Annotated in this window: 28 protein-coding genes; 6 read left to right on the plus strand and 22 right to left on the minus strand. The window is 63.4% G+C overall.

The window, feature by feature from the left end; genetic code table 11:
- Positions 1 to 3: 3 nt before the first annotated feature.
- The 3 genes from HQ843_RS02245 to paaN all read right to left on the minus strand — a co-directional run bounded on the left by HQ843_RS02245 (position 4) and on the right by paaN (position 3,817).
- The gene (locus HQ843_RS02245) at positions 4 to 876 is read right to left on the minus strand and encodes a branched-chain amino acid ABC transporter permease (protein ID WP_180900018.1); all 873 of its coding nucleotides are present in this window, start codon (positions 874 to 876) and stop codon (positions 4 to 6) included.
- Positions 877 to 972: 96 nt separating this feature from the next.
- Positions 973 to 2,115 (minus strand): ABC transporter substrate-binding protein, encoded by a 1,143-nt coding sequence (locus HQ843_RS02250; protein WP_180900017.1) that lies wholly within the window; start codon positions 2,113 to 2,115, stop codon positions 973 to 975.
- Between the two features lie 49 nt (positions 2,116 to 2,164).
- Positions 2,165 to 3,817: a phenylacetic acid degradation protein PaaN gene (gene paaN, locus HQ843_RS02255; protein WP_180900016.1), complete on the minus strand. Its 1,653-nt coding sequence runs from the start codon at positions 3,815 to 3,817 to the stop codon at positions 2,165 to 2,167.
- Between the two features lie 99 nt (positions 3,818 to 3,916).
- Between paaN and paaG the strand changes: the two genes are divergently transcribed.
- The 4 genes from paaG (at position 3,917) to HQ843_RS02275 (ending at position 7,218) form a co-directional block, all read left to right on the plus strand.
- On the plus strand, positions 3,917 to 4,711 hold the full coding sequence (gene paaG, locus HQ843_RS02260; protein WP_180900015.1) for a 2-(1,2-epoxy-1,2-dihydrophenyl)acetyl-CoA isomerase PaaG: 795 nt from the start codon (positions 3,917 to 3,919) through the stop codon (positions 4,709 to 4,711).
- A 2-nt stretch (positions 4,712 to 4,713) separates the two neighbouring features.
- Positions 4,714 to 5,160 (plus strand): hydroxyphenylacetyl-CoA thioesterase PaaI, encoded by a 447-nt coding sequence (gene paaI / locus HQ843_RS02265; protein ID WP_210275266.1) that lies wholly within the window; start codon positions 4,714 to 4,716, stop codon positions 5,158 to 5,160.
- A 27-nt stretch (positions 5,161 to 5,187) separates the two neighbouring features.
- Positions 5,188 to 6,504: a phenylacetate--CoA ligase PaaK gene (gene paaK, locus HQ843_RS02270; protein ID WP_180900014.1), complete on the plus strand. Its 1,317-nt coding sequence runs from the start codon at positions 5,188 to 5,190 to the stop codon at positions 6,502 to 6,504.
- 114 nt (positions 6,505 to 6,618) lie between these two features.
- Complete coding sequence (locus HQ843_RS02275; RefSeq protein WP_180900013.1) at positions 6,619 to 7,218, plus strand: TetR/AcrR family transcriptional regulator; 600 nt, start codon at positions 6,619 to 6,621, stop codon at positions 7,216 to 7,218.
- Between the two features lie 6 nt (positions 7,219 to 7,224).
- Here HQ843_RS02275 and HQ843_RS02280 read toward each other — a convergent pair whose 3' ends face one another.
- The 14 genes from HQ843_RS02280 to HQ843_RS02345 form a co-directional block, all read right to left on the minus strand.
- Positions 7,225 to 7,833 (minus strand): acyltransferase, encoded by a 609-nt coding sequence (locus HQ843_RS02280; RefSeq protein WP_180900012.1) that lies wholly within the window; start codon positions 7,831 to 7,833, stop codon positions 7,225 to 7,227.
- 3 nt (positions 7,834 to 7,836) lie between these two features.
- On the minus strand, positions 7,837 to 9,918 hold the full coding sequence (gene paaZ, locus HQ843_RS02285; protein ID WP_180900011.1) for a phenylacetic acid degradation bifunctional protein PaaZ: 2,082 nt from the start codon (positions 9,916 to 9,918) through the stop codon (positions 7,837 to 7,839).
- Between the two features lie 75 nt (positions 9,919 to 9,993).
- The gene (locus tag HQ843_RS02290; RefSeq protein WP_180900010.1) at positions 9,994 to 10,764 is read right to left on the minus strand and encodes a Phenylacetic acid catabolic protein; all 771 of its coding nucleotides are present in this window, start codon (positions 10,762 to 10,764) and stop codon (positions 9,994 to 9,996) included.
- Complete coding sequence (gene paaE / locus HQ843_RS02295; RefSeq protein ID WP_180900009.1) at positions 10,754 to 11,830, minus strand: 1,2-phenylacetyl-CoA epoxidase subunit PaaE; 1,077 nt, start codon at positions 11,828 to 11,830, stop codon at positions 10,754 to 10,756. Before paaE ends, HQ843_RS02290 begins: the two co-directional genes overlap by 11 nt.
- Before the next feature lie 14 nt (positions 11,831 to 11,844).
- Entirely contained in the window at positions 11,845 to 12,333 is a 489-nt protein-coding gene (gene paaD, locus HQ843_RS02300; protein ID WP_371822143.1) for a 1,2-phenylacetyl-CoA epoxidase subunit PaaD, read from the minus strand.
- Between the two features lie 38 nt (positions 12,334 to 12,371).
- The gene (gene paaC / locus HQ843_RS02305) at positions 12,372 to 13,208 is read right to left on the minus strand and encodes a 1,2-phenylacetyl-CoA epoxidase subunit PaaC (protein ID WP_180900007.1); all 837 of its coding nucleotides are present in this window, start codon (positions 13,206 to 13,208) and stop codon (positions 12,372 to 12,374) included.
- Complete coding sequence (gene paaB / locus HQ843_RS02310; RefSeq protein ID WP_024708712.1) at positions 13,208 to 13,492, minus strand: 1,2-phenylacetyl-CoA epoxidase subunit PaaB; 285 nt, start codon at positions 13,490 to 13,492, stop codon at positions 13,208 to 13,210. The genes paaC and paaB overlap by 1 nt, the downstream gene beginning before the upstream one ends.
- A 30-nt stretch (positions 13,493 to 13,522) precedes the next feature.
- Complete coding sequence (gene paaA, locus HQ843_RS02315; RefSeq protein ID WP_180900006.1) at positions 13,523 to 14,521, minus strand: 1,2-phenylacetyl-CoA epoxidase subunit PaaA; 999 nt, start codon at positions 14,519 to 14,521, stop codon at positions 13,523 to 13,525.
- Positions 14,522 to 14,540: 19 nt separating this feature from the next.
- Complete coding sequence (gene pcaF / locus HQ843_RS02320) at positions 14,541 to 15,746, minus strand: 3-oxoadipyl-CoA thiolase (protein ID WP_180900005.1); 1,206 nt, start codon at positions 15,744 to 15,746, stop codon at positions 14,541 to 14,543.
- Positions 15,747 to 16,099: 353 nt separating this feature from the next.
- Complete coding sequence (locus HQ843_RS02325) at positions 16,100 to 16,945, minus strand: PaaX family transcriptional regulator C-terminal domain-containing protein (RefSeq protein ID WP_180900004.1); 846 nt, start codon at positions 16,943 to 16,945, stop codon at positions 16,100 to 16,102.
- Between the two features lie 259 nt (positions 16,946 to 17,204).
- Entirely contained in the window at positions 17,205 to 18,266 is a 1,062-nt protein-coding gene (locus tag HQ843_RS02330; protein ID WP_180900003.1) for a 4-oxalomesaconate tautomerase, read from the minus strand.
- Complete coding sequence (locus HQ843_RS02335; protein WP_180900002.1) at positions 18,259 to 18,966, minus strand: 4-carboxy-4-hydroxy-2-oxoadipate aldolase/oxaloacetate decarboxylase; 708 nt, start codon at positions 18,964 to 18,966, stop codon at positions 18,259 to 18,261. The genes HQ843_RS02330 and HQ843_RS02335 overlap by 8 nt, the downstream gene beginning before the upstream one ends.
- Positions 18,967 to 18,969: 3 nt before the next feature.
- Positions 18,970 to 19,941, minus strand: coding sequence for a VOC family protein (locus tag HQ843_RS02340; RefSeq protein WP_180900001.1), 972 nt, complete (start codon positions 19,939 to 19,941; stop codon positions 18,970 to 18,972).
- Between the two features lie 54 nt (positions 19,942 to 19,995).
- The gene (locus HQ843_RS02345) at positions 19,996 to 20,730 is read right to left on the minus strand and encodes a PIG-L deacetylase family protein (protein ID WP_180900000.1); all 735 of its coding nucleotides are present in this window, start codon (positions 20,728 to 20,730) and stop codon (positions 19,996 to 19,998) included.
- A 287-nt stretch (positions 20,731 to 21,017) separates the two neighbouring features.
- Here HQ843_RS02345 and HQ843_RS02350 point away from each other — a divergent pair, with 287 nt between their 5' ends.
- Together HQ843_RS02350 and HQ843_RS02355 are read left to right on the plus strand one after the other, a co-directional pair.
- Entirely contained in the window at positions 21,018 to 21,908 is an 891-nt protein-coding gene (locus HQ843_RS02350; RefSeq protein ID WP_210275265.1) for an NAD(P)-dependent oxidoreductase, read from the plus strand.
- A gap of 97 nt (positions 21,909 to 22,005) precedes the next feature.
- Positions 22,006 to 23,199 carry a LysR family transcriptional regulator gene (locus tag HQ843_RS02355; protein ID WP_180899998.1) on the plus strand — a complete coding sequence of 398 codons (1,194 nt, stop codon included), beginning with the start codon at positions 22,006 to 22,008 and terminating at the stop codon, positions 23,197 to 23,199.
- Positions 23,200 to 23,202: 3 nt separating this feature from the next.
- Here HQ843_RS02355 and HQ843_RS02360 read toward each other — a convergent pair whose 3' ends face one another.
- The 5 genes from HQ843_RS02360 to HQ843_RS02380 form a co-directional block, all read right to left on the minus strand.
- Positions 23,203 to 23,523 carry a 2Fe-2S iron-sulfur cluster-binding protein gene (locus HQ843_RS02360; protein ID WP_371822087.1) on the minus strand — a complete coding sequence of 107 codons (321 nt, stop codon included), beginning with the start codon at positions 23,521 to 23,523 and terminating at the stop codon, positions 23,203 to 23,205.
- A gap of 80 nt (positions 23,524 to 23,603) precedes the next feature.
- Complete coding sequence (locus HQ843_RS02365) at positions 23,604 to 24,104, minus strand: GFA family protein (RefSeq protein WP_180899996.1); 501 nt, start codon at positions 24,102 to 24,104, stop codon at positions 23,604 to 23,606.
- A complete protein-coding gene (locus tag HQ843_RS02370) occupies positions 24,085 to 24,498 on the minus strand; it encodes a Rieske (2Fe-2S) protein (protein WP_180899995.1) in 414 nt (137 codons plus the stop codon). Before HQ843_RS02370 ends, HQ843_RS02365 begins: the two co-directional genes overlap by 20 nt.
- Positions 24,499 to 24,509: 11 nt before the next feature.
- Positions 24,510 to 25,610 carry an amidohydrolase family protein gene (locus HQ843_RS02375; protein ID WP_180899994.1) on the minus strand — a complete coding sequence of 367 codons (1,101 nt, stop codon included), beginning with the start codon at positions 25,608 to 25,610 and terminating at the stop codon, positions 24,510 to 24,512.
- Between the two features lies 1 nt (position 25,611).
- Positions 25,612 to 26,694, minus strand: coding sequence for an amidohydrolase family protein (locus HQ843_RS02380; RefSeq protein WP_180899993.1), 1,083 nt, complete (start codon positions 26,692 to 26,694; stop codon positions 25,612 to 25,614).
- Between the last annotated feature and the right edge of the window lie 22 nt (positions 26,695 to 26,716).

Below are 26,716 nucleotides of genomic sequence, written 5' to 3' on the forward strand. Positions count from 1 at the left end.
GCTTCAGACCCTCTCTGTCGACTTGGCGCCGAACAGGCCCTGGGGCATGACGAACAGCACACAGAGGATAACGACGAAGGCGACCGCTTCCTTGTATTGCGAGGAAATATAGCCAGCCGTCAGCGCCTCCATCAGGCCGAGCGCGATGCCGCCGACAAGCGCGCCCTTCGGATTGCCCATGCCGCCGAGCATGGCCGCGGCAAAGCCCTTCAAGGCCAGCGCCACGCCGACATCGTAGCTGACAAGCGTGATCGGCGTGATCAGCACGCCCGCAAGCGCGGCAATGGCCGCCGAAAGCGAGAAGGACAGCGTCATCACCCAATTGGTGTTGATGCCGACGAGTTGGGCGGCAAGCCGGTTGTTGGCAGCCGCCAGCACGGCCTTACCGGTCAGCGTCTTGGTGAAGAAGGCCCACAGCCCGACAAAGACAAAGACGGCCCCGCCGATGACCCACAGGCTTTGCGGCAGTATGGTTGCGCCGAAAATGTGGATCGGATCGTCGCCGGAAAAGGCGGGAAAACGGTGAAGCTGCTTGTCGAAGACGAGCTGCGCGACGCCGCGAATGAAGATCGAGGCGCCGATGGTGATGATCACCAGCGAGACCACCGGCGCACCGCGCGCGGGCGCGATCGCGAGCTTGTCAAGCGCGACGCCGACGGCAGCGGTGATGACGATGGCGATCAGGCCCGCAAGCGGCAGCGGCAGGCCCGCTGCATAGGTAAAGGCGGTGATCATGCCGCCCAGCATGACGAACTCGCCCTGCGCGAAATTCACCACGTCGGAGGCGTTGTAGATGATCGTGAAGCCGAGCGCGACCAGCGCGTAGACCGCACCGACCGTGAAGCCCGACAATATGAATTGCATCAAAGCGTCCATGGATGGATCCCGAACGGTGACAGGCTGGGGAGCGGGCATCATCACCCGCGGCGAACGCCCCGCGCCCGTCAGGGGCGCGGGACGCCTTTCAAATCGTCAGTCGATCGATTTCCAGCCGCCATTCTCGATTTCGAGCATGCGGAAGGCGGAAAGGTCGAGGCCGAGGTGATTGTCCGGACCCATGGTGTAGACGCCGGTCGTGCCGACGAGGCCGTCAGTCGCTTCCAGTGCCGCACGGATGGCATCGGGGTCCTCGCCGCCGGCCGTGCTCATGGCATTGACCATCAGCAGGAACGCATCGTTGGCATAGCCGCCGAAGGTCGAAACGTTCTGGTCGTACTTGTCCTCATAGGCGGTCTTGTAGGCCATGACGACATCGCGCTGGATGTCGTCTTCGGGCAGGATATCGGCAATCAGAAGCGCGGTGCCCGGAAGACGCACGCCCTCGGAGGCTTCCGGTCCGACCAGTTCGATGAAGCTGTCGGAGGCCACGCCGTGGCTCTGGTAAAGCGGAAGTTCGATACCAAGCTGGCTGGCATTGCGGGTAACGATCGCCGGGCCCTGGCCGAAGCCCGGATTGAGGATCGCCTCGACGCCCTCGGTGTTCTTGATCTTGGTGAGCTGCGGCGTCATGTCGGCATCGCTCGGGCCATAGATCTCGTCGGCGAGGATCTCGACATCGTAATCCCCGGCAACCTCCTTGCACTGCGCCTGCATCGAGGCGCCGAAACCGTCCGTGCCGGAGATCATGCCGATCCTGGTGATGCCGTTCTTCTTCATGTTGTCGAAGATCTTCTCACAGGCCATGCGGTCGGTGTGCGGCGTCTTGAAGACATATTCCTTCACCGGATCGACGATCTGGATGGCGCCGGCAAGCGAGATGAAGGGAATGCCTTCGTCTTCGGCGACGGAAAGAATGGACATGGAGGTGCCGGTGGTGGTGCCGCCGATAATGGCGACAACTTCGTCATCCTCGATCAGGCGCGTGGCGAAGGTGCGCGCCTTGTTCGGATCGCCGCCGTCATCATAAAGCGTGAGCTTGATCTTCTCGCCGTTGATGCCGCCCTTGGCGTTGAGTTCCTCGACCAGCATTTCGATGGTCTTGGCCTCCGGATCGCCGAGGAATGCGGCCGGTCCGGTCGCTGACAGGCTGGCGCCGAGTTTGATCTCGGCGCTGGCGGCGGTTGCAAGGCCGAGTGTGGCAAGCATCGCCAGGGCCGTGGTTGACATGAATTTCATTGGATACTCCTCCCTGATTTATCCAGAACAAAAACTGACCGGCTGCACCTCAGGCAGCCTTGGGCCAGCGGATCATGACGCGCCGGAAACGCGGCGCGACAAAGGCTGTGTCGGTCAGGCTGGCATTGCCCGAAGGGTTTGCTCCCGTGACGTGGTAGTCCGAGAAGGCCGCCGACTGGTTGACATAGATATTGCCGGTGAGGTTCACCGAGAGATTGACGCCGGCCCTGGCAAAGGCCGTCGCGGCCTCATCGATCAGCGCGCCGTCCGTGGCATAGAGAGCGGCCGTGATCGCACCCTTTTCGCGCGCGATGGCTGCGGCCCTGGCGATCGCGGCATGGGCATCGGCACAGGCGATGAAGAAGGAAACCGGGCCGAAGCATTCATGGTTCCAGGGTCCGTCCTCGTGTTCGCCGGAAACCACGAGAAGCGGCGTTGCCGAAGCGCCGAGCCCGGTTTCCCGGCTTTCGCGCACAACGCGGCCGGCGTGACGCGCCTTTTCGATGCGTTCGAACGTCGCCGGGCTGGCGATCGCGCCGCAGATGGAAGAGGCCTGCGTGCCATCTTCCAGCAGCCTGTCGACGGCAGCGACAATACCGCCAACCACGTCGTCGAAGCTTTTGTGGCCCTCGTTCGTCTCGATCCCGCCCTGCGGCAGGTAGAGGTTCTGCGGTGAGGTGCACATCTGGCCGGAATAAAGCGACAGCGAGAAGGCGATATTGTCGCACATGCCGGCAAAATCATCCGTGCCGGTGATCGTGATCGAATTGACGCCGGATTCCTCGGTAAAGACGAGGGCACTGCCCGCATTCTGACGCAGCCATGCGGCGAAAACGGAAGAGCCGGTATAATCGATGATCGAAAATACGCCCGCTTCGACCAGAGTTTTGGTGATCTCCGCACCCGGTTCGTCTGCGGCGAGCAGCACGACATCGGGCGAAAAGCCCTCTTCCGCCAGAACCTCGCGCAGCACTTTGACAGTGAGCGCCAGCGGCAGGATTGCGCCGGGATGCGGCTTCACGATCAGCGTATTGCCGGTGGCAAGACTGGCGAACAGACCGGGATAGCCATTCCAGTTCGGGAATGTCTGGCAGCCGATCATCAGCGATATGCCGCGCGGCACAATGCGCCAGCGTTTTTCCAGCGTGATGGGCTCGCGCTTTCCCTGCGGCTTTTCCCAGGTGGCTGCAGCCGCGCTGCGGGTCATCTCCGCAAAGGCCGCCGCGACGGCTTCCAGCCCACGATCCTGCGCATGCGGCCCACCGGCCTGAAACGCCATGGGAAAGGCCTGGCCCGTGGCATGCATGGTGGCGTGGCCGATGAGAAAGCTCATGGCGTTGAGCCGCGTCAGCGCTTCCAGAAGAATACCGGAACGGGTTTCCGGATCGGCCGAAGCCCAGCGATCGGCAGCCTTGATAGATGCCGCGATCAGCGTGGCGGGATCGGCCGAAGGATATGAGATGGAGAGGCTCTTGCCCCAGGGCGCGTTTTCGCGGCCAACCCGGCGTGTTTCCGGATGTCCCGGAATGTCGAAAGCGTTACCGACAAGCGCTTCGAAGGCGGCGGTGCCATCGGCCATGGCGCTTTCGCCATAGATCTTGCCCGACGGCACTTCCGGAAACGGCGTCCAGAAGACGCGGGTCCGCAGCGCTTCCGCCGCCCGCGCCAGAAGCGCGGAATGGCGATCATATAGGTTGGTCATGTCTCCTCCCAAATTCACAAGACTATTATTGACCGACCGGACGGTTTATGCAACAACAATTATCAGCCGTGTTTGAGGAAAGTGCGGCGGGAGGAGAAAATGACCGATCATCAAACCGTGCTCGTCACCTTGAAAGACGGCGTGTTGACCCTGACGCTCAACCGCCCCGAAAAGCTGAATTCCTTCAATGTCGACATGCATCTGGCGCTGCGCACCGCGCTGGAACGCGCCCACGACGAGGCCGATATCCGCGCCGTGCTGCTGACGGGCGCCGGGCGCGCCTTTTCCGCGGGCCAGGACCTCGGCGACCGCGATCCGCGCAAGATGACGGAAAAGCCGGACCTCGGCGAAACGCTTGATACCTATTACAATCCGACCCTGCGGCTGATCCGCACGCTGGAAAAGCCGGTAATCTCGGCCGTCAACGGCGTTGCAGCGGGAGCGGGCGCCAACATCGCCTTTGCCACGGACATCGTCTTCGCGGCGAAATCGGCAAAATTCATTCAGGCGTTCTCCAGGATCGGTCTGATACCGGACGCTGGCGGAAGCTGGTCGCTGACGAGGGTGCTCGGCGAACCGCGCGCCAAGGCTTTGGCTATGACCGCCGAACCGGTTTCCGCGGCAAAGGCGGAAGACTGGGGCCTGATCTGGAAGGCGGTCGATGACGACAAGCTGATGGAAGAGGCTTCCGGCCTTGCCGCAAAGCTTGCCGCTGGTCCGACCAGGGGATTGGGACTGACCAAGCGGCTGATCCAGGCAGCCTCCGCCAACGACCTTTCCAGCCATCTCGACATGGAACGCGACTGCCAGCGCGAGGCGGGACGCACGGATGACTATGCCGAGGGCGTCACCGCATTTCTGGAAAAGCGCGCACCGGTCTTCAAGGGAAAATGAGCATGGAAGCAACGATCAACGCGATGAGCCCGCAGGCGCTTGCAGAAGCCTGCGCCAGGGTGATGTGGAACGACGACAACGCCTCTCAGCGCCTGGGCATGCGGCTCGAGCATATCGCGCCCGGCGAGGCGACATTGTCGATGACGCTGACGGAGGCGATGACCAATGGTCACGGCAATGCTCATGGAGGCTATCTGTTCACGCTTGCCGACAGCGCCTTTGCCTTTGCCTGCAACACATACAACCAACTGACCGTCGCCCAGCATTGTTCGATCACCTACACCGCTCCGGGCGCGCTCGGCGACCGGTTGACCGCCACCGCGCGCGAAGTCTCGCGCAAGGGCCGGTCCGGCATCTATGATATAAGCGTGAGCCGGGAGGACGGAACGGTGATTGCCGAGTTTCGCGGCCATTCACGCACCATTAACGGCACGCTGCTGCCAGCCTGAGCGGCAGCCGTTTTCGAGGAGGAAACCATGAACGCCATCAACAACCTGAAACCGTCCCGTGAAATCCTCGACCCGATCGAGGTGGCGAGCCGCGACGAAATCTCGGCGCTTCAGCAAAAGCGCATGACCTGGTCGCTGAACCACGCCTATGAGAACTCGCCGTTCTACCGCAAGCGCTTCGATGACAACGGCGTGCATCCGTCCGATTTCAGGACGCTTTCCGACCTCGCCAAATTCCCGTTCACGGTCAAGACCGACCTGCGCGACACCTATCCTTTCGGCATGTTCGCCGTGCCGCGCGAAAATCTCGCCCGCATCCACGCCTCCTCCGGCACGACCGGACGCCCGACCGTTGTCGGCTACACCAAGAACGACATCGATGTCTGGGCCGATGTGGTGGCCCGCTCGATCCGCGCTTCGGGCGGGCGCGCCGGCGACATCTGTCACGTGGCCTATGGCTATGGCCTTTTCACCGGCGGGCTTGGCGCGCATTACGGCGCTGAACGCCTCGGCTGCACAGTGGTTCCGATTTCCGGCGGCATGACCGAGCGTCAGGTGACGCTGATGAGCGACTTCAAGCCGCAGATCATCATGGTCACGCCCTCCTACATGCTCTCGATCCTCGATGAGTTCCGTCGGCAGGGCGTCGATCCGCGCCAAAGCTCGCTGAAGGTCGGCATTTTCGGCGCCGAGCCATGGACCAATGCCATGCGGGCGGAAATCGAGGATGCCTTCGACATGCATGCCGTCGACATTTACGGTCTGTCGGAAATCATGGGACCCGGCGTTGCCAATGAATGCGTGGAGACCAAGGACGGACTTCATGTCTGGGAAGACCATTTCTACCCGGAAATCATTGACCCTGCGACGGGCAATGTCCTGCCGGACGGCGAGATGGGCGAGCTGGTGTTCACCACGCTGACCAAGGAAGGCCTGCCGATGGTGCGTTATCGCACCCGCGACCTCACCCGCATCCTCCCCGGCACCGCGCGCTCAATGCGCCGCATCGAGAAGATCACTGGCCGTTCCGACGACATGATCATCCTGCGCGGCGTCAACGTCTTTCCGACCCAGATCGAGGAGATGATCCTGAAATGCAAAGGCCTCAGCCCGCATTTCCAGATCGAGCTGACCCGCAAGGAACGCATGGACGTGATGACCGTTCATGTGGAGTGCACGCCGGAGCGATCGTCCGAGGAAGCCCGTCAGGCCTCGGCGAAGGAACTGGCGCACCACATCAAGTCGGTCATCGGCGTCTCGACGAAAATAGATATCCGCGATCCCGGGAGCGTTGCCCGCTCGGAAGGCAAGGCGAAACGCGTGGTTGACAACCGACCGAAATAATCACCGGCCGGTTGGTCAAGGGATTAACCGGTGATAGTGCCGTTTTCACCGGAAAAGTTCCAGAAGGGGCGAAATCGCCCCTTCTGCCTGCCCATCAGGAGTTTTGAGAGAACCATGGCGAGAACAAGGGCTAATGATTTCGAGGAGAAGCGGCACGGCCTGCTCTTGAATGCCGCCCATGTTTTCGCCACTGAGGGCATGGAAAAGGCCTCGATGGCGCAGATCGCGCGCGAGGCCGGCGTCTCCAAGGCGCTGCTTTATCACTACTACCCCTCCAAGGGAGCGCTGATCTTCGCGATCATTGCCACGCATCTGGAGTCCCTCGATGCCGCCCTCGAAACGGCCGACGACCCGAGCCTGGAACACAAGGCAAGGCTTGAGAAGCTGGTGATGACGGTGCTGAACGAATATCGCGGCGCTGATGACCAGCACAAGGTGCAGCTCAACGCCGCCCCTGCCCTCTCGGACGAACAGGCCAAGCAGATCCGGGCGCTCGAACGCAGCATTGTCGGCCGGTTCTCGGCCATAATTCGCGAAATCCATCCGGAGCTTGACCGCCCCGAACGTCCCCTGCTCATGCCCGTCACCATGTCGCTCTTCGGTATGATGAACTGGGTCTATATGTGGTTCCGCGACGGCGGCAAGATCACGCGCGAAGACTATGCGGCAATGGCCACGACGCTGCTTCTGGAAGGCGTCAAGGCGGTCAGGTAGCCGCCCTCAACCTTTATTCTTGCGGGCAAACATCAGCGGATCGTAGCGCGGGGCTTCGATCCGGCGACGGTTTTCTTCGACTTGCGCCAGCGGCTCAGCCGGTCGCGTGCGGCCGCGCGCCTCGAAGGCGAGTTGGCGATAGATATCCGTGCCGCTCTTCTTCCACGCGATTTCCTCTTCGGTGAGCGACCGGATGACCCGTGCCGGATTGCCGTGGGCAAGCATACCGTCGGGCACGACGAAACCCTGTTTGAGGAATGTCATGGCGCCGATGATGGCGTTTTTGCCGATTTCCACCTCGTCCATGACCACCGCATTCATGCCGACCATGGCGTTCTCGCCGACCCGGCAGCCATGCAGCACCGCGCCATGGCCGATATGGCCATATCGACCGACCACGACATCGCGATCCGGAAAGGAATGACACACGCAGGTCTCCTGAATATTGGATCCCTCATGCATCTCGATCCGGCCGAAATCGCCGCGCAGGACGGCGCCGGCCCCGACAAAGCACTGCGGACCGACGATCACGTCGCCGATCAGCACGGCGTCCGGGTGAACATAGGCATCCCGATCTATCACCGGCACGATATCGTCATAGGCATAGACCGGCATGTCTCAGCCCGCCATTTCCGCAAGCGCTTCGGCGGCAAGCGGCCAGGTCCTGGCCACCATGGTCAGCACGTCATATTGGGCGACGACCTCGTCCTTCTGGTTGGTCACGCGGCAGTCCCAGCGCACTTCGCCATGGCCGGCATTCTCGCGCGGGTTGATCGCCTTGCAGGTGAGCCGCACCCTGAGACTATCGCCGAAATAGACCGGCGTGAGGAAGCGCAGATTGTCAACGCCGTAATTGGCAAGCACGGGGCCGGGATCCGGGTCGACGAACAAACCGGCCGCGAATGAGGCGATCAGATAGCCATGCGCCACCCGGTCCTCGAAGAAGGGATTGGCCCTGGCCGCGTCGCTGTCCATGTGGGCATAGAAGGTATCGCCGGTGAATTCGGCGAAATGCTCGACATCCTCGCGCGTGATCGTGCGGGTCTCAGTCACGACCTGATCGCCGATCTTCAGTTCCTCCAGCGACTTGCGGAAAGGATGCTTGCCGGCCTGGCTCCTCGCGCCCTCGACCCATTCGCCGGTAATCGCGGCCAGCATGTCCGGCGTGCCCTGGACGGCGGTGCGCTGCATGAAGTGCTTCACCCCGCGCATGCCGCCCATTTCCTCGCCGCCGCCGGCGCGCCCCGGCCCGCCATGGACCAACGGCGCCAGCGGCGATCCGTGGCCGGTTGAGGTCTTGGCCGAACCGCGATTGCCGATCATGACCCGGCCGTGATGGGCGGCAAGTCCGGTGACGATCTCGGCGGCGATGCCGCCGTCATTGGTAAACAGCGAGGAGACCAGCGAACCCTTGCCGCGCTCGGCAAGCGCCACCGCCTCTTCGGCCTCATCATAGGCCATGACGGTCGCGACCGGCCCGAAGGCTTCCAGATCGTGCACGGCCCTGGCATCGAACGGTCTGGCGCAGCGCAGAAGAACCGGGCTCATGAACGCGCCGGTTTCCGCGTCTCCCGAAACGAGCGTCACATGATCGGGATCGCCGTAGACAATCTCGCCATCGGCAAGCAGGCTCGCGACCTTCTCGCGCACGCCGTCGCGGTCGGCAAGCGAAACCAGCGCGCCCATGCGGGCGTTCCCGTCATCCGGCAGGCCGATCGCCGTCTGTGAAAGGCGTGCGGAAAGCGCCTCGACGACCGCGCCTTCATGGGCGCGCGGCACCAGAATGCGGCGGATGGCGGTGCATTTCTGACCGGCTTTCGAGGTCATCTCGTTGGCCGCCTCGCGGATGAACAGATCGAATTCCGGCGTGCCCGGTCCGGCGTCGGCGCCGAGGATCGCGGCATTGAGGCTGTCGGCCTCCATGTTGAAGCGCACCGCATTTTCGACGATCGCCTTTTGCGTCTTCAGCTTGCGTCCCGTCGTCGCCGATCCGGTGAAGGTAACGACATCCTGACCGTCGACATGATCCAGAAGGTCGCCGGCGCTGCCGCAGACGAGCTGCAGCGCGCCGTCCGGCAGAAGCCCGGTCTCGATGATGGCACGGGCGACGCGTTCGGTGAGATAGGCCGTCTGCGAGGCTGGCTTGACGAGGCAAGGCATGCCGGCGATCAGCGCTGGCGCGATCTTTTCCAGCATGCCCCAGACGGGAAAGTTGAACGCGTTGATATGGATCGCCACGCCCTTCATCGGCGTCAGGATATGCCGGGCGACGAAGCTGCCGTCCTTCGACAGCGGCTCGACATCGCCCTCGCTCAGGATCTTCGTGTTCGGCAGTTCGCGCCTTGCCTTGGAGGCAAAGGTCAAAAGCGTGCCGATACCGCCATCGATATCCACCCAGCCGTCGCGGCGGGTGGCGCCGGTCCAGGAGTTCTCGACGTAGAATTCTTCCTTGCGCTCCATCAGCGCCACGCCGACCCCCTTCAGCATCAGCGCGCGCTCGTGGATGGTCATTGCCCGAAGCGCGCTGCCGCCCTTTTCACGGCCATAGGCCAGCGCGTCCGCGAAGTTCAGCCCGTCCGAGCCGATCAGCGCGATGGTCTTGCCGGTCGCGGCATGGGCAAGCGGCTTGCCGGCGCCCGATCCCGTCTGCCAGGCGCCGAGCACATAGCTCTCAAGGCGGCGTGCGGCCGTTTCAGTCATGGGGATATCCTTCCTTCTCGGTCCTGCCGGCCGTTTGTCGGCGACAGGACCTCAAAATGTTGAGAGCTGTGGCCGTCAGGCCGCGACGGGCGTCTTCAGCCCGCAGTCTTCGAGCATGCTTTCGGCCTCGCTCCGCCAGCGAGACCTGAGCGCCTCGTTTTCGGTGTGGCGCAGGCCGAAGCGCGACAGCCGGGCAAAGCGTTCGGAGATAGCCGGACCGAAGGTCTCGGCAACGCGCGGATGCCAGTAGGCGACGGCCGCCGTTGCGGCGTTGTGGCCATCCCCGGTCGAGACAAGCTTGCGCAACCCCTCGAGCCCGAGCTCCATATGCCGCCTTTCGCGCGGCAGTACCGCACGGATCACCTCGGCATAGGGCGTGTAGGACGCATGGGTCATCTCTTCGAGCTGGATGACGCTCGCAAGCCCCATCAAGACGTTCATCACCACCGCATCGGTCCAGTCCTCGAAGGGATAGTGGAAGACGGAAAGCCGCATGTCGCCGCCCATCCGGCGCGGATCGACCACGGCGTCGCGGGAAAGCCTCGCTGCCCAGCTATGGGCCCGATTGTAAAGCGCCGTATCGGTTCCGAAGTCACCCATCAGATCAAGCACGCGCTCGGCGTGATCGGCCTTTTCCAGCACGATGCGGCTGGCGGCGATGCGTTCGGAAATGCCGGGCGCCCAGTTGATGGCGGCGGCAAAACCCGCCGAGCCCGCCAGTTCGCTGTCGACGAAGGAGGACATCATCCGCATCAGTTCCGCGCGGTAGAGCGGCGGAGCGTTGTCCGGCGAGGAAAGCTTGCCGCCTTCCGTCAGATAGTCGGCAATCGACATGTCATTCGTCATAGCTGATCACCACCTTTTCCGAGAGCGGCAGACACTGGCAGGAAAGCACATAGCCGGCCCTGACCTCGTAATCCTCCAGCGCGTGATTGGAGATCATCTCGACCTCGCCCTCGATGACCTTGGCGCGGCAGGTCGAGCAGATGCCGCCCTTGCAGGAATAGGGTGCGTCGATATCGTGGGCGAGCGCGGCGTCGAGCACTGCCGTGCCATCGCGCGGCATGGTGAACGAGCGCGTGGCGCCGTCGAGCGTGATCTGGATTTCCACGCTCTCGCCGGCGGTCGCGGCCGCCTGCGAAACGACCTTCTGCCTGGCGCGGCCGGGTTGAGAGGACGCAAACAGCTCGAACTTGATCTGCTCGTCCTTCATGCCGTGTTTCTTCAGCGCCGCGGCGATGGTCAGCATCATCGGCTCCGGCCCGCAGATGAAGGCGGTGTCGACGGAGGGCAGATCGATCCAGAGATCGAAGAAGGCTTCGAGCTTTTCCTCGTCGATCCGGCCGGTGAAGAGGTCGATCTCCTGGCTGTCGGATTCCAGCACGTGAATGATGGAAAGCCGGCCGAGATAGGTGTTCTTCAGGTCTTCCAGCTCCTCACGGAACATGATCGACTTGATCTGCCGGTTGGCATAGACGAGCGTGAAGCGCGATCGCGGCTCGCGGGCGAGCACCGTCTTGACGATGGACAAGAGCGGCGTGATGCCGGAGCCGCCGGCGAAGCCGAGATAGTCCCTGCCCACCGCAGCGTCGAGCGCGGTGAAGAACTTGCCCATGGGCGGCATCGCCTCGATGACGTCACCGGGCTTCAGTTCTTCATTGGCAAAGGTGGAAAAGGCGCCGCCCTCCACGCGCTTGACGCCGACCCTGAGGCAGCCCTCGTCGAGGCCCGCGCAGATCGAATAGGACCGGCGCACCTCCTCGCCGTCAAACAGACGGCGGAAGGTCAGATACTGGCCTTGCGTAAAGCCGAAGGCGCCCGCATCCTCGTCGCGGGGCTTCAGCGTCAGAACCACCGCATCGCTGGTTTCGCGGCGGATATCGGTCACTTCCAGCGGATGAAAACGTGCCATCTGATCACTCCTCCTCAGATACACTTGAAATAGTCGAACGGCTCCAGACAATCCTTGCAGCGCCAGGACGCCTTGCAGGGGGTCGAGCCGAACTGGGAAACCCGTTCCGTATTGCCCGAACCGCAGCGCGGACAGGCAATGACAAGATTTGAGCGGCCGGAAAGACGGCCCGCGCGGGCGACAAGCCGTCCATCGGCGGCGGTACCATCGATCGGCGGGGCGATGCCGTATTCCCGAAGCTTCTCCCGCGCTTCCCCAGACAAAAAGTCCGTGGTCCAGGGCGGGGAGAGCTGCTGCTCGATCCGGAATTTCACGATGCCCTTTTCTAAAAGCTTGGCCTCGATTTCCAGATTGATCAGCGAGACGGCCGGGCAGCCGGAATAGGTAGGCGTCACGGTGACGACCAGCGTCTCGCCGTCATGGCCGACCTTGCGCACGATGCCGAGCTCGGTGATCGAGATCACCGGGATTTCGGGATCGGGCACTTCGGAAAGCCAGCCCATCACCTCTTCCGGCGAGGCCAGAACGGCGGCTCTCGCGCTCACCATTCCGCTCCCGGATAGGCCCGCTGCAGGAACTGCAACTCGGCAAGGATGAAGCCCAGATGTTCCGTATGCCGGCCGGTCTTGCCGCCGGTATGGGCATAGTCGTCTTCCGGCGCTTTCAGCGTCGCTTCGGAAAACACCGAGGCGAGCGTCCGCTCCCATCCGGCCTTCAGCGTGTCGGGCGCAGGCGCGATGCCGGCATCAGACACCTTGCGGTCGACATCATCGGTGATGAACATCTCGCCGGTATAAGGCCAGAGATAGTCGAGAGCCTCCTGCATGCGACGGTGACTTTCCTCGGTTCCGTCGCCGAGACGGATCACCAGATCGGCGGAACGCTCGAAGTGATAGGCCGCCTCCTTGACCGCCTTCGCCGCGATTTCGGCAACGCGCGGGCTTTTGGATTCCGTCAGTTGTTTCAGCAGCGCGAAATGCCATGTATCGAACAGGAACTGGCGCATCACGGTCACGCCCATGTCGCCCTTCGGCAGTTCGGTGATCAGCAGATTGCGGAACCTGGCGGCGTCGCGCAGATAGGCGAGATTGTCCGCGCTGCGGCCCTCGCCTTCCACCTCGCCGGCAAGCCCGAGCCACATCTGGGTGTGGCCGATGAGATCAAGCGCGGTATTGGCGAAGGCGATATCCTCTTCCAGAACCGGCGCGTGACCGCACCATTCGGAAACCCGGTGACCGAGCACCAGCGTGGAATCGCCGAGGCGACAGAGCCATTCGAAAAAGGCCGGACGCAGGGTCTCATCGCCGATAAAGGGGTCAGGCGTTGCCGACACCGGTATCGGCGTGACATTGCCCGTATGTTCGACGGTCGCGGTCATTACATGTGCCCCACTTCTTCCGGGATATCGAAGAAGGTCGGGTGACGATAGGCCTTGCTTTCGGCCGGATCGAAGAGCGGGCCCTTTTCCGACGGCGAGGATGCGGTGATATCATTCGACTTCACCACCCAGATCGACACGCCTTCCTTGCGACGGGTATAGACATCGCGGGCGTGGCGGATCGCCATTTCGGCGTCAGGCGCGTGCAGGCTGCCGACATGGCGGTGGTTCAGCCCGTGCTGCCCCCGGATGAAGACTTCATAGAGCGGCCATTCCTTGGACATGTTTTCCTCCCTTGAGAAACGCTTTCTCGCTTATTCTGCGGCTGCGACCGGCGCTTTCGCGCGCCGCGCTTCCTTTTCGGCATGGGCCTGGAGCCCGTCACGGAACCAGGCGCCGTCGTCCCAGGCCTTGCGGCGGGCGGCGATGCGTTCGCGGTTGCAGGGGCCATTGCCCTTGATCACCTCGAAGAATTCCGACCAGTCCGGCTCGGAGAAGTCGTAGCCGCCCTTTTCCTCGTTCCAGGCAAGGTTGTCGTCCGGGATCGACAGGCCGAGATATTTCGCCTGCGGGACCGTCTGGTCGACGAATTTCTGGCGCAGTTCGTCATTGGTGTTGATCTTGATCTTCCACGCCATCGACTGGGTCGAATGAACACTGTCCTTGTCGGATGGTCCGAACATCATCAGCGAGGGATACCAGAATCGGTTCAGCGCATCCTGCGCCATCTCCTTCTGCTCCGGCGTGCCGAAGGCCATCTTCATCATGATCGAATAGCCCTGGCGCTGGTGGAAGCTCTCTTCCTTGCAGATGCGGATCATCGCCCGCGAATAGGGCCCGAAGGAGGTGCGCTGCAACGGCACCTGGTTCATGATCGCGGCGCCATCAACCAGCCAGCCGACCGCGCCCATATCGGCCCAGTTCAGCGTCGGGTAGTTGAAGATCGAGGAATATTTCATCCGCCCGTCATGGAGCTTTTCCATGAGGTCATCGCGCGACACGCCAAGCGTTTCGGCGGCGGAATAGAGGTAGAGCCCGTGGCCGGCCTCGTCCTGCACCTTTGCAAGCAGGATCGCCTTGCGCTCCAGCGAGGGCGCGCGGGTGATCCAGTTGCCTTCCGGAAGCTGGCCGACGATTTCCGAATGGGCATGCTGACCGATCTGGCGCACCAGCGTCTTGCGGTAGCCTTCCGGCATCCAGTCCTTCGGCTCGATCTTCTCGCCGCGGTCGATGCGTTCCTGGAAGGCCTGTTCCTCCGGCGACATATCTTCGCGGGATTTCATGCCTTCCGATTTCACCATTTGTGCATACATGGTCTTGAGGCCTCCTTGGTCAGATCCGTTCGATAATCATGGCGATGCCCTGGCCGACGCCGATGCACATGGTGCAAAGGCCGTAGCGCCCGCCGGTGCGGTGAAGCTGGTTTGCGGCCGTCAGCACCAGCCGGGCGCCGGACATGCCGAGCGGGTGGCCGATGGCGATTGCCCCACCATTGGCGTTCACATGGGCTGCGTCATCCGGCAGGCCGAGTTCGCGCAGCACGGCGAGGCTCTGCGCGGCAAAGGCTTCGTTGAGTTCGATGACGTCCATGTCGGCAAGCGAAAGCCCGGCAAGTTTCAGCACTTTGCGGGTGGCGGGAACCGGACCGATGCCCATGACGCGCGGCGGAACGCCGGCAGAAGCCATGGCAACGATCCGCGCCTTCGGGGTCAGCCCGTTGGCATTCGCCGCCTCTCCCGAAGCGATCAGCAGCCCGGCCGCGCCGTCATTGACGCCCGAGGCATTGCCGGCGGTAACGGAAAGCTCCGGCGCGTTGACGCCTTTCAGCTTTGCCAGAGCCTCGGCCGTGGTGCCCGGACGCGGATGTTCGTCCGTGTCGACGACCACCGGCTCGCCCTTTCTCTGGGGAATGGTGACCGGCACGATTTCCTCGCCGAACACACCTGCATCCTGCGCGGCCTTCCAGCGCGCCTGGCTCATGGCCGCGAACCGGTCCTGGTCCTCGCGCGAGATATTGTAATCAGCAGCCACGTTATCGGCTGTCTCCGGCATCGAATGGGTGCCGAATTCACTGCGGAGCTTCTTGTTCGTGAAGCGCCAGCCGATGGTGGTGTCGTAGATTTCCGCCTTGCGGGAGAAGGCCGTTTCCGCCTTGCCCATGACGAAAGGCGCACGGCTCATGCTTTCCACGCCGCCGGCAATCATGAGGCTGCCGTCGCCAGCGCGTATCGTGCGCGCGGCAAGGCCGATCGCATCCATGCCGGAACCGCAGAGCCGGTTGACCGTGGTGCCCGGAACGCCGACCGGCAGGCCTGACAGGAGCACCGCCATACGCGCCACATTGCGATTGTCCTCGCCCGCCTGATTGGCGCAGCCGAGGATGACGTCATCCACGCTTTCCCAATCGACCTTGCCGTTTCTGGCCTTCAACGCGGCAAGCGGCACGGCGGCAAGATCATCGGCGCGCACGGCCGAGAGCACTCCGCCATAGCGACCGACAGGCGTACGAATTGCATCGCAGATAAAGGCTTGCGCCATGAATGCTCCTCCTTCGGCGGCAATTCCCAACTGCCGCGGCAAAACTCCCTTGTCCGGGCGAACGGTCTCTTATCTCGCTCCGCCGGACATTCGACCGGGACTCCTCAATTCGTCGACCGATCGGTCACTTATATAGCGCATAAAACATCACACAAAAAGTAATTTCTTCGCATTTAGTGTGATATCTTAGGTCGAAATCTATCAATCCATTGATTTTGTTTATTTTAAATTCAAACTGAACGTTTCAGGTCCGATCGACTGCGACCGGTGGACAAGCGCGATGCCTTCCCCGGGTCAGGCCCAGGGGCGACGCCCCGGCAAGAAGCGTCGGACAACGACCGGCAGCAGACCTCTCATCGGCCCGCCGCCTTTTCCTGTTCGGCAATCTCGCGCCGCATGGCATCGCAGCGGAAGGCCGTCATTGTGGTCGACTCGGGCAGGAAACCGTCGCTGTTCCGGAAGGTCAGCCCGATATGGCGGTCGGCGGCGGCCGCCACCCGAAGATAGAGCATGACGAAAAGCCTGCGCGCCGCATCTCCCGGCCAGTCTTCGGGCAATGCATCGGCCGGCAGGCGCGGATCGGCAAGGGCGGCGGCGCGGAACAGATGAACAAGCCTCAGTCTCAGCGCCAGCGATGTGGCGCCATCGGGCGGCGAACCGCCGGCAAGAGCGGCCTCGACCGTTGAAAACGTCTCGATGAAATCCCGATAGGCGGCAGCGACCGCGTCAAGCGGCCAGTAACGGCCGGCGAATTCCGCAAGATTGTCGACGCCGGCGAGTGCTTCGGTCGCAAGGATCGCGCAGTCCGGTCGCGTTGCCCCTTCCGGGGCAAGGGCGGCCTCCGCACCGATCCTGACCCAGCCCTCGGACAGCGCGCGCGCGCCGAGCGACAGCAGGAAGCGCCTGGGCCGCGGCGGCGGCGAATAGAGGATTTCGGCCGCGCCGGAAAACTCTGTCTCGGCGGCTTTCGTCAGCCGGTAGTAGCTCTTGCGCCCGAGACGTTCGCCAACAAGCCGGCCATTTTCAACGAGCCGCGAAACCGCCGTGCGCACCAGGCTCTCGGAAAGGCCATGCACCGCGCAGCTTTCGATCAGCGTCGTCATCGACAGGGTGCCGCCGCGCGGGGCGGCGACATCACCATACAGCGTTACGATGAAGCCGCTCGCGCGCGGACTGCCTCTGCTCAGAAGCGCCCGCACCTCCGCGACACTCCCGTTTTGGTATAGCGATGTTCTTTCCATATCCCCCGTCGCCCGAGACTTCTTCCGGATCACGCTGCCGCGTGGTCTGTCCTTATAGGCTGCCCCCGCCCCGATCGCCAGTAAGGCCGAAAGGAAGCGCCGTGTTTCCACCGACGGCTCCTGCCGCGGGCCGCTCAGCGTATAAAAAACGCCGGGTCGCCAACCGCGGCAGGATGAAGTTCAGCGGCAAGCCGGAAGTGGAGATCGACATGCCTACCTAGCCGGATCGTGGAAAGACCCGGCCATCGAAAAGCTTGCGGGCGGTGCGGCGGTTGCCTGCGCCCCGGATTTCGCCACCGGGGCCGATATCCAGGAACACATCCAGCGTTCCGCCCGGGTGTTCGATCACATAATTGCCGTCCGCCGGCTGCACGGCCAGCGCTTGCGCCACCGAGCCTTCGATACGGGTGGACGTCGCCACCGATATGGCGGCGAAGACGCCGATGGCGGCATGGACGCGATGGGGAATGAAGGAGCGGGTGGCAATCGATCCGCCGCTGTCCGGCGCGGACACGAGGGTCATCTTCGGCACGGATACATCCTTGACATCGCCGAGCGCCATCATTGGCCCGGCCTGGAGCCGGATGGCCTCGAGCCTCGCCTTGAGCGCCGCGTCCTTCTCCAGCGTTTCGGGGCGCTCCCTGCCGGTCAGGCCGAAGTCTTCCGCCCGGATGATGACGCAGGGCATGCCGTTGTCGATCAGCGTTGCCTGAACGCCATCGATCTCGTCCGCGGCATGACCGGTGGGCAGAAGCGCGCCGCACATGGACCCGGCGATGTTCGTGAACAGAAGCGGAATGGCGGCATGATGGCCCGGCACCCCGGCAATTGCGGCATCGCCCGCATAACAGACCCTGCCGCCGGGCGTCTCGACGCGGGCAACCGCGACCTCGCCGCTGTTGACCATGTGTATCCTGACGTTGGTGCGGTCGCCAGTGACGGGCACAAGGCCGCGCTCGATCGCCGCCGGACCGACGCCCGCCAGAATATTGCCGCAACCCTGCCTGTCGCTGACCAGCGGCTGGTCGACAAAGACCTGCAGGAACAGATAATCGACATCGGCATCGTCGCGCGAAGGCGGCGACAGCACCGCCACCTTGGACGTCAGCGGATCGCCGCCGCCGATCCCGTCGATCTGTCGTGCATCCGGCGAGCCCATGATCCTGAGCAGGAGGTCATCGCGCGCCGCCGGATCGCCGGGCAGGTCGGACGCCAGGAAATAGGCCCCCTTGGACGACCCTCCCCGCATCCAGAGACAGGCAATACCGTCCTCAGACATATTTCAGGCCCTTTTCCGCAAGGCGCGGCCGCATGTCGTAAATATCGAGGCCGAGCTCGCCCGCCAAAAGCCGCTTGCGTTTCGCCTCCTCGTTGGCGAGGCGCCTTTTTGCAGCCGTCAGCACCCTTTCGGCGTCCGCCCGTTTGACGACGCAGACACCGTCGTCATCGGCAACGACGATATCGCCCGCATCGATCAGCTGCCCGCCGCAGATTACCGGCACATTGACCGAGCCAAGCGTCTCCTTGACGGTACCCTGAACGCTGACCGCCTTCGACCACACGGGAAAACCCATCGCCGCGAGGTCTTTGGTATCGCGCACGCCCGCGTCTATGATCAGCCCGCGACAGCCGCGCACCTTGGCGGAGGTGGCGAGCAGATCGCCGAAATAACCGTTATCGCAGGGGCTGGTCGGGGCCAGCACCAGAATATCGCCATCCTGCAACTGCTCGATCGCCACATGGATCATCCAGTTGTCGCCGGGCGGCGCGGAAATGGTGACCGCGGAACCGGCGATCTGCGCGCCCCGGTAGATCGGCCGGAGAGCGGCGGAAAGGCAACCGGTGCGGCCCTGCGCCTCGTGCACCGTCGCCACGCCGGCCCTGCCAAGCGCATCGACGACGGCAGGGGATGCACGCTGCACGTTCTGGATGACATAACCGGGTGTTCCCGGCGCCAGTCTGAGATTGTCCGTGCTCATCGATCAGTCCCCGCCTTCGGCCGGCGGCGTGCCGTGGGTGTGGAAACTTTCAATGGTTTTCAGTCCCCAGGCCTGGCCCTTCTTGCGGTCGGCCTCGGTCCAGCAGACCGGCTGCCAGTCGGGCGCCAGAACGAGGCGGGCGCCGGCATTGGCAAGTTCGACGCGGTTTCCCGCCGGTTCCCAGACATAGAGGAAAAATGTTCCCTGGATGGCGTGCTTGTGCGGCCCGGTCTCGATGTGAACGCCATTCTGCAGAAAAATGTCGGCGGCGCGCAGAATGTCCTCGCGCTGGTCGGTCGCGTAGGTCACATGATGCAGCCGGCCCTTGCCGCCGCCATGTTCCTCGGTGCAGGCAAGGTCGTAGCTCTTGTTGTTGATCGTGAACCAGCAGCCGCCGATGCGGCCATTGTCGAGCTGGATATATTCCGTCACCCGCGCGCCGAGGCAGGTGATCATGAAGCGGCGGAATTCTCTGACGTCTTCCGAAAGCAGGTTGATATGGTCGAGGCGGCGCGGCGGCGCGCCGGTAAAGGCCGAGGCCGTGTTCTTCAGCGCCGCCCGCTCTGCCTCCTCCTGCGGGGCATACCAGTTGGTGTCGTAGTAGATTTCGAACACATGGCCGAAGGGGTCCGCAAAGCGGAAGGCCCGGCCGTGGCTCATATCGCCGTCGTTCCAGCCGATCACCTTGAAATCCGAGGCCTCGATGGCCGCGACCCGGCGCAGCAGCGCGTCCGGGGACGCGGCACGGTATCCGATATGGGCAACGCCGGTGGTATCGGATTTCGTCAGCTTCAGCGTCGCATATTCGTAATCGTCCCAGGCCCTGAGATAGGCCGAGCTCTCATCCTGGCCGGACAGTTTCAGCCCATAGACCCGGGTAAAGAAGTCCAGGCTTTCCTCGAACCTGTTGGTCAACACTTCCACATGCCCGAGATGGGCGATATCGAAGCCTGGATTGGTCGGTTCCTGCGTCACGAATGCTCCTCCTCCTGATTGTGCGCCGGCGGTCTTTTTCAAAGCCGCGCAGCGTCAGAGTTCATCGACCGTGCGCGGAAAAATCGACTGAAACCCTTCCGCATATTTGCAGTCGCGCCCCGACGCCTGACCGCCGGAATTGCGTTTGAAGTGATTGGCGCGGTTGATGGCGACGCGGGTGTAATATTCCCAGAGATGCTCCTGACCGTCCATGCACTCGATCGCCGCGCGCTTCTTTTCCCACACAGGCGTGATGTCGAGGAAAGTGTCCGGTTTCCAGCCCATCTGCTCGGTCTGGTGCGGCTCGAACAGATAGAGCTGCGGCGCGCCCAGAACCTTTTCGCCCGGATTATGCCCAAAGGCCTGGGCAATCATCCGGCATTCGAGCGCCACCTGCGTGGCGTACATATGATCGGTGTTGTAGGGGTCGTATTGCGAGTGCGACAGCATGAAGGCAGGCTGCACCTTGCGGATGACCTCAACCACCTTGTTCTTGTCGTCGCGGCCGAGTTCCAGCGGATAATCGCCGAGATCGAGGCAGACGAGGTCGTGAACGCCGAGCGCCCGGGCGGCCTTTTCAGCCTCGTCGCGGCGCGCGGCCTTGACCCTGTCGAGCGTCATGCCCTCCTGCTTCCAGAGCTTCGCGCTTTCGCCGCGCTCGCCGAACGAAAGGCAAAGCACCGTGACGTCATAACCCTTCGCCGCATGAAGCGCGATCGCGCCGCCGCAGCGCCAGACGAAATCGGCGGCATGCGCGCTGATGACCAGCGCGGTCTTGTTGTCCGGCATGGCTCCCTCCCTTTCCTCGTTGTCTCAGTCTCGCGCCGACGGATCTACAATGACAATTCGGATTGGTGTTCCCGGCATAAGAAATAGCTATAGTGACTATAAACACACCAGCGTCTCGACTGATTTCTCCAACAAGCTATAGCTATTTCTTATAGGGTCGCCGCCCTTCCGAATGGTCTTGCGCTCCGGGTTCTGGCTTAAGCTGGGCCGTGGCCCGAATTGCGGGCTCGTTCGGCTCGCCCCCGTGCCGAACCGTTGGGACGGGACAAATGTCTGGAGGAAGCGCCATGAAAACGGTCGGGTTCATCGGATTCGGCGAGGCCGCGCGCGCGATCACGGATGGCTGGGCCGAGGCAGGCCTCGCAGGCGTCCGCGCGGCATTCGACATCAAGACGCTGAACGGCAACGAGGCGGACGCTGTTGCCCGGGCATGCACTGCGCGAAACGTCCTTTGCACATCCTCCTGCGCCGAGATTAGCGAGAGAAGCGATGTCATCTTCAGCCTGGTCACCGCCGACAATGCCCTGGCGGCGGCGGAAGCGGCGGCCCCGTCGCTGAAACCCGGCACGCTCTATCTCGACGGCAATTCCTGCTCTCCCGGGACCAAGCGCCGCGCGGCCGGGCTCATCGGCGATACGGGCGGACGGTATGTCGATGTCGCGATCATGAGCCCGATCTTTCCGAAGCGGCACAAAACGCCTTGCCTGGTTTCCGGCCCCGATGGCGCAGAAGCGGCCGAAGCCATGGCCGACCTCGGCATGAACGTCACTGTCGTTGGGCCGGAAATCGGCGATGCGTCCTCGATCAAGATGATCCGTTCGGTCATGATCAAGGGAACCGAAGCGCTGATGGCGGAGTGTTTTCTTGCAGCGGAGAAAGCGGGCGTCAGCGCACAGGTTCTGGCCTCGCTCGCCGCCTCCGACCCCGCGATCGACTGGCCCGCGAAGGCCGGCTATTGCCTTGAACGAATGATGGTCCACGGCAACAGGCGTGCCGCCGAGATGCGTGAAGTTGCCGCCACGCTCGATGATCTCGGCCTTGCGCCGAGAATGAGCGCCGCAGCCGCGGAGTGGCAGGCGGCAATCGGCAACCTCGCCATCAGGACGGTCGAAGACGGGTTCGCCGGGCGCGTGGCGCAGATCCTCGAGGCCGCGGACCAGGACCGGGGAGCGGACTGATCCTGACCGGACCCGCGCGCCCGGTCGCAGACAACAGAAGCGCCCCGGCCGGCAATGCACATGCTATAACGCCTGCGAACATGTTGCGGAGGCGCTCTTGCCCTACAATCTTCGTCATCTGCGCGTTTTTCTGGCCGTGGTCGAGACCCACTCGGTCACCCGCGCCGCCGAAATCTGTTTTGTCTCGCAGCCGGCCGTCACGCAGGCGCTTGGCCGACTTGCCCGCCTTGCCGGCCTTCCCCTGTTCGCGCGCACCCCTCAGGGATTGTTTGCGACGGCGGCTGGCACCACGCTCACCGGACGGGTGAGACGCTGTTTCGGCTATCTCGATCCGGCGCTTTCAGCCCTGTCTCCGCGCCTGAAGGTCACCGCCACCCGGTCGCAGTTGCAGGCCCTGATCGCCGTCTGCGAGACCCAGAATTTCACACTGGCGGCCAAGCGGCTCGGCCTTGCGCAGCCGACTGTCCACCGCGCCGTCAGCCAGCTTGAAAGCGAGGTGGAACGGCCGCTGTTCGAACGCACCGCCTTCGGCATCGTCGCCACGCGCGCGGCGGCTGGGCTGGCGCAGGCCGCCCGGCTTGCCCTCGCCGAACTCGCCCAGGCCGACGCCGACATGGCGGAGACAATGAGCCGGGAGACGGGGCGGATCGTCATCGGCGCCATGCCGCTGTCGCGCGCCTGCGTCCTGCCCGACGCGATCGTCCGCTTCCGCGCATCCGGACGGACAATCCCGATCGATGTGCTGGAAGGCGATTATGACGACTTGCTGGCGGGGCTGCGGCGCGGCGAAACCGATTTTCTGATCGGCGCGCTGCGGGAACCGGCGCCGATCGGCGATATCGTTCAGGACATGCTGTTTTGCGACAGCGTGGTTCTGGTCGCCGGTCCGCAACATCCGCTTGTCCGGTCGGCGAGGCGGGGGGCGCTTATGCAGCCCGCGATCGAGGCGCTTGCACAATATCCGTTCGTGGTCGCGCCGGAGGGCACGCCGATCCGCCATCACTTCAACCGCATTTTCGGACGCGCCGTGCCGCCGGCGCTGGTGGAAACGCGATCCGTGATCCTGATGCGCGAACTGCTGGAAAAGAGCGATCACCTCGGTTGCGTCTCGAAACGCCAGGCCGAGGCGGAAATCGCGCACGGGCTGATGGTCGCCCTCCCCTTCGACCTTCCGGGCAGCGAGCGCCCGATCGGGCTCACCCTGAGATCCGGTTTTCTGCCGACCGCCGCACAGGCGCTTTTCCTGAAGCTCTTGCGCGAAACCGCGCAATCGCTGGCCCGGCCCTCCTGACGATCAGGCCTGCTCGGCTGGCACCTGCACTGTCAGCCCGTCGAGATCTTCGGTAACCGTCAACTGGCAGGACAACCGCGAACGGCCCGGTTCCATGCCCGGCGCGAAATCCAGCATGTCTTCCTCCACCGGCTCCATCGGGACCAGCCGGTCCCACCAGTCCGGCCCGACATAGACATGGCAGGTGGAGCAGGAGCAGCAGCCGTCGCATTCCGCAACGATGCCCTCGACCCCGTTGTCGCGCGCGCCTTCCATAACGCTCTGTCCTTCGGCAACCTCGATTTCATGGGTCTTGCCGGCATGTTCGATATAGACGATTTTCACCAATTTCGAATGTCTCCTCTCGCCAGGATTTCAGACCGCCGCCAGCGCCAGCCCCGCCTGACCGGCGCCCACGGTTCCGCTCAGCGGTCCTTCTCCTCGAACCGGGCGATCCAGTCTGCCCAACTGCCTTTGATGCGCTCCATGTCCGGAGCCCCGGGATATTGCGCCGCCCCCGGCAGCGCCGGGAGCCAGGGCTGCCGCGAGGCGGTGAATATCTCTGCCACCGGAACAAGCCAGGACGGATCGTCGAGCGTGCCGGGCTTCACCACCAGCACGGGGCTTTTCTCACGCTGATGGGAGAGCCTTCCGCCACACCGACCGCAAAAGGTCTGCCGTACGGGCACGCCCGATCCGCCGGCCGTCCACCGCACCTCCTGAGCGCCGTCAATCGTCAGGTCCTCGCATCTGAGCATCAGGCTCTCGCCAAACGCGCTGCCGGACTGGCGCTGGCAGTTTCTGCAGTGGCAGAGGTAGAAGGTGAGCGGCATCCCGCTTACCCGATAGCGAAGCGCCCCGCACTGGCAGCCGCCTTCGAGCGGCAGCGCCGGCATGGCTTTGCCGTCAGATCGTGAGTACGACATAATCGTCCTCGGTCCGGACCTCGAAGATTTCCGCGCTGTAAGGCCCTTCCGCCAGACGCTCGCCCGGCGTCACCTTGACGTCGAAAATCTTGACCCGCATCCGGCTGGGGTCGCAGTAGGAGCGCCCGCTGGCAAGGTCGAACTCCCAGCCATGCCAGGGGCAGCGAACCATGATCTGCTCATCCTCCGTGCGATATGCGCCGGGCGCGTCGGCGTTGACGAGGGCCGCGATCCTGCCGTGACACAGTTCCGCGCCTTCATGCGGGCACGTGTTGGTAATGGCGGCAAACCGGTCGCCGAGGTTGAAGATCGCGACAACGCGACCCGCAATCTCGACCCGCTTTGCCTTGCCCTCAGTGATTTCGTCGACCCTGCAGATGATGTGATCGGTCATCACATGCCCCCTCAGCCCAGATTGTAAACGGAAACAGCGTTGTCACGCAGGATGCCGCGTTTCGCCTCATCGCTCATCCCGACGCGGAACGCCCGGTCCGGATGGTCGAAATCCCAGTGCGGATAGTCGGTGGAGAACATCAGCCGGTCCGGCCCGATCCAGTCGAGCAGGTGGTTCATATGCCTGACGTTCGGCGGTTCCTCGATCGGCTGCGTCGTGACCCAGACATTGCGGCGGATGTAGTCGGAGGGGCGAAGCTTCACATGCGGCACCTCCCCGCGCATCCGCGCCCACTCACGATCCATCCGCCACATCAGCGAGGGAAGCCAGGCAAAGCCGCCCTCCACCAGTACCAGTTTGAGCTTCGGGAACCGCTCGAATACGCCCTCGAAGATCATCGAGATCAGGACGGTCTGGACGGAATGGGAGAAGGCGTAATGCTCCTCGACATAGAAGGATGACCAGCCCGCGCCGGTATTGGCATGCCATCCGGTCGCCGCCGGATGGACGGCGATGGGCAGGTCATGGGCCTCGGCGATTTCATAGATCGGCCAGTAGCGCTTGCGGCCGGCGGGCTCCAGGCTGCGCGGCACGAATTGCAACTGCGCGAACCGCTTGTCGCCGACGCGCGCCTCGATTTCGCGGATGGCGGCATCGCCATCTTCCTGGGCAATCGATATGCCGCCCTTCAGGCGCGGTTCGTCCGCCAGCCACTTGTCGACCTGCCAGTCGTTCACGGCAGAACAGACGGCGGCGCTCAGTTCGAGGTTTTGCAGCGACGGCCCGGGGTTCAGCGCCTGCAACAGGCCGAACTCGATATTCAGTTCGTCCAGCAACTGCTCTTGCAGGAATAGAAGGCTTGAAGCCGGCGGGCCGCCCTCCGGCGGATAGGCGTCCTGACGCATCCCGCCATGGTTCAGGCGCGGATATTGCAGCATGCCCATAAACGGGCCGCCCGAGCGCATGCCCCAGTCGCGTACATGCTCGCGCCAGCGCAGCGGCAGAAAACGCGCAAGTTCGCTCCTGTCGGTCATGGCCGGATGGATATCGCAGTCCACGATACCGAGTTTCGTTCTGGCCGTTTCGGGCCTTTCCAATTCGGCAACAGTCATGTCAAACCTCCAGTCTCGGATAGGTGGAAAGGACGTTCTCGCGGCAGATGGCCGTGGCGAGATCGGCGGAAAGCCCCGGTGGCCACATAGCGGCGGCCGGGCCGTGGTCATGCGGGAAATCGGACGAGAACAGCAGCATTTCGGGCCCGCCGATACATTCGATGACGGCCGCGACCTCTTCCGGTTCAACCGGCAGATCGAAGGGGTGGAGGGTGAAGCGAAACTGGCGTTCCATGATCCGGTCCGGCCCTTCCTTCAGCCACGGCACCTCGACGCGGCAGCCGCGCCAGTCCTTGGCCATCCGCCAGGACACGCCGAACAGCCAGGAAATCCCGCTTTCGCTCATCACCACCTTCATGTCGGGAAATTCGCTCAGCACGCCTTCCGTCAGGAGGCTTGCGGCCTGGCTGGCGAAACCCTGCGACCAGTTGACCTGCTCTTCCACGAGATACGACATGAAACCGGATTGCGTCGGCGCGTGGCGATAATTGCTGCCGGGATGCACCGAAAGCGCAAATCCGGCATCGGACGCCGCCCTGTAGATCGGCCAGAACTGACGCTGGCCAAGCGTGGCATCCCCCATGCAGATGGCCAGCACCTGAACGAAGCGCCGGTCGTCGGCATAACGCCTTATCTCCGCCACCGCCTCCTCGGGATGGCGGAACGGCACCAGCAGCGAGGCGCGCAAACGCGGATCGCGCGACAGCCATTCGGCCGCCAGCCAGCGATTGGTGGCCTGGCACATCATCGTCTGCATATAAGGGTCGAACAGCGCCTGAACGCCGTTGACCACGTTCAGGATCGCCGCCGAGATCCCCATCGGATCGAGATGGGCCTCGGCCAGCCGCTCGGGACTTGCGACGCCGCCATCCGCGCCTTCGGCCCTGAACGGCTTCGTCGAGAACGGGTAGGACATCAGTTCCATGTGCCCGATATCGCGGTAGGGCATCATGTCCTTCCAGTAGCTGTCGACGAATGGCAGCAGATCGGCCTGTTCGGGACTGCGCGGATGCACATCGCAGTCGATGGCGCCAATCCCCGAGGCGGGACTGGTCTTTGTCTTCGGATCGAGCTCTGTCAGCATGTTTCGGTCTCCTTTGCTGCTG

This window comes from Martelella sp. NC20, assembly GCF_013459645.1.
In the GTDB taxonomy this organism is placed as follows: domain Bacteria; phylum Pseudomonadota; class Alphaproteobacteria; order Rhizobiales; family Rhizobiaceae; genus Martelella.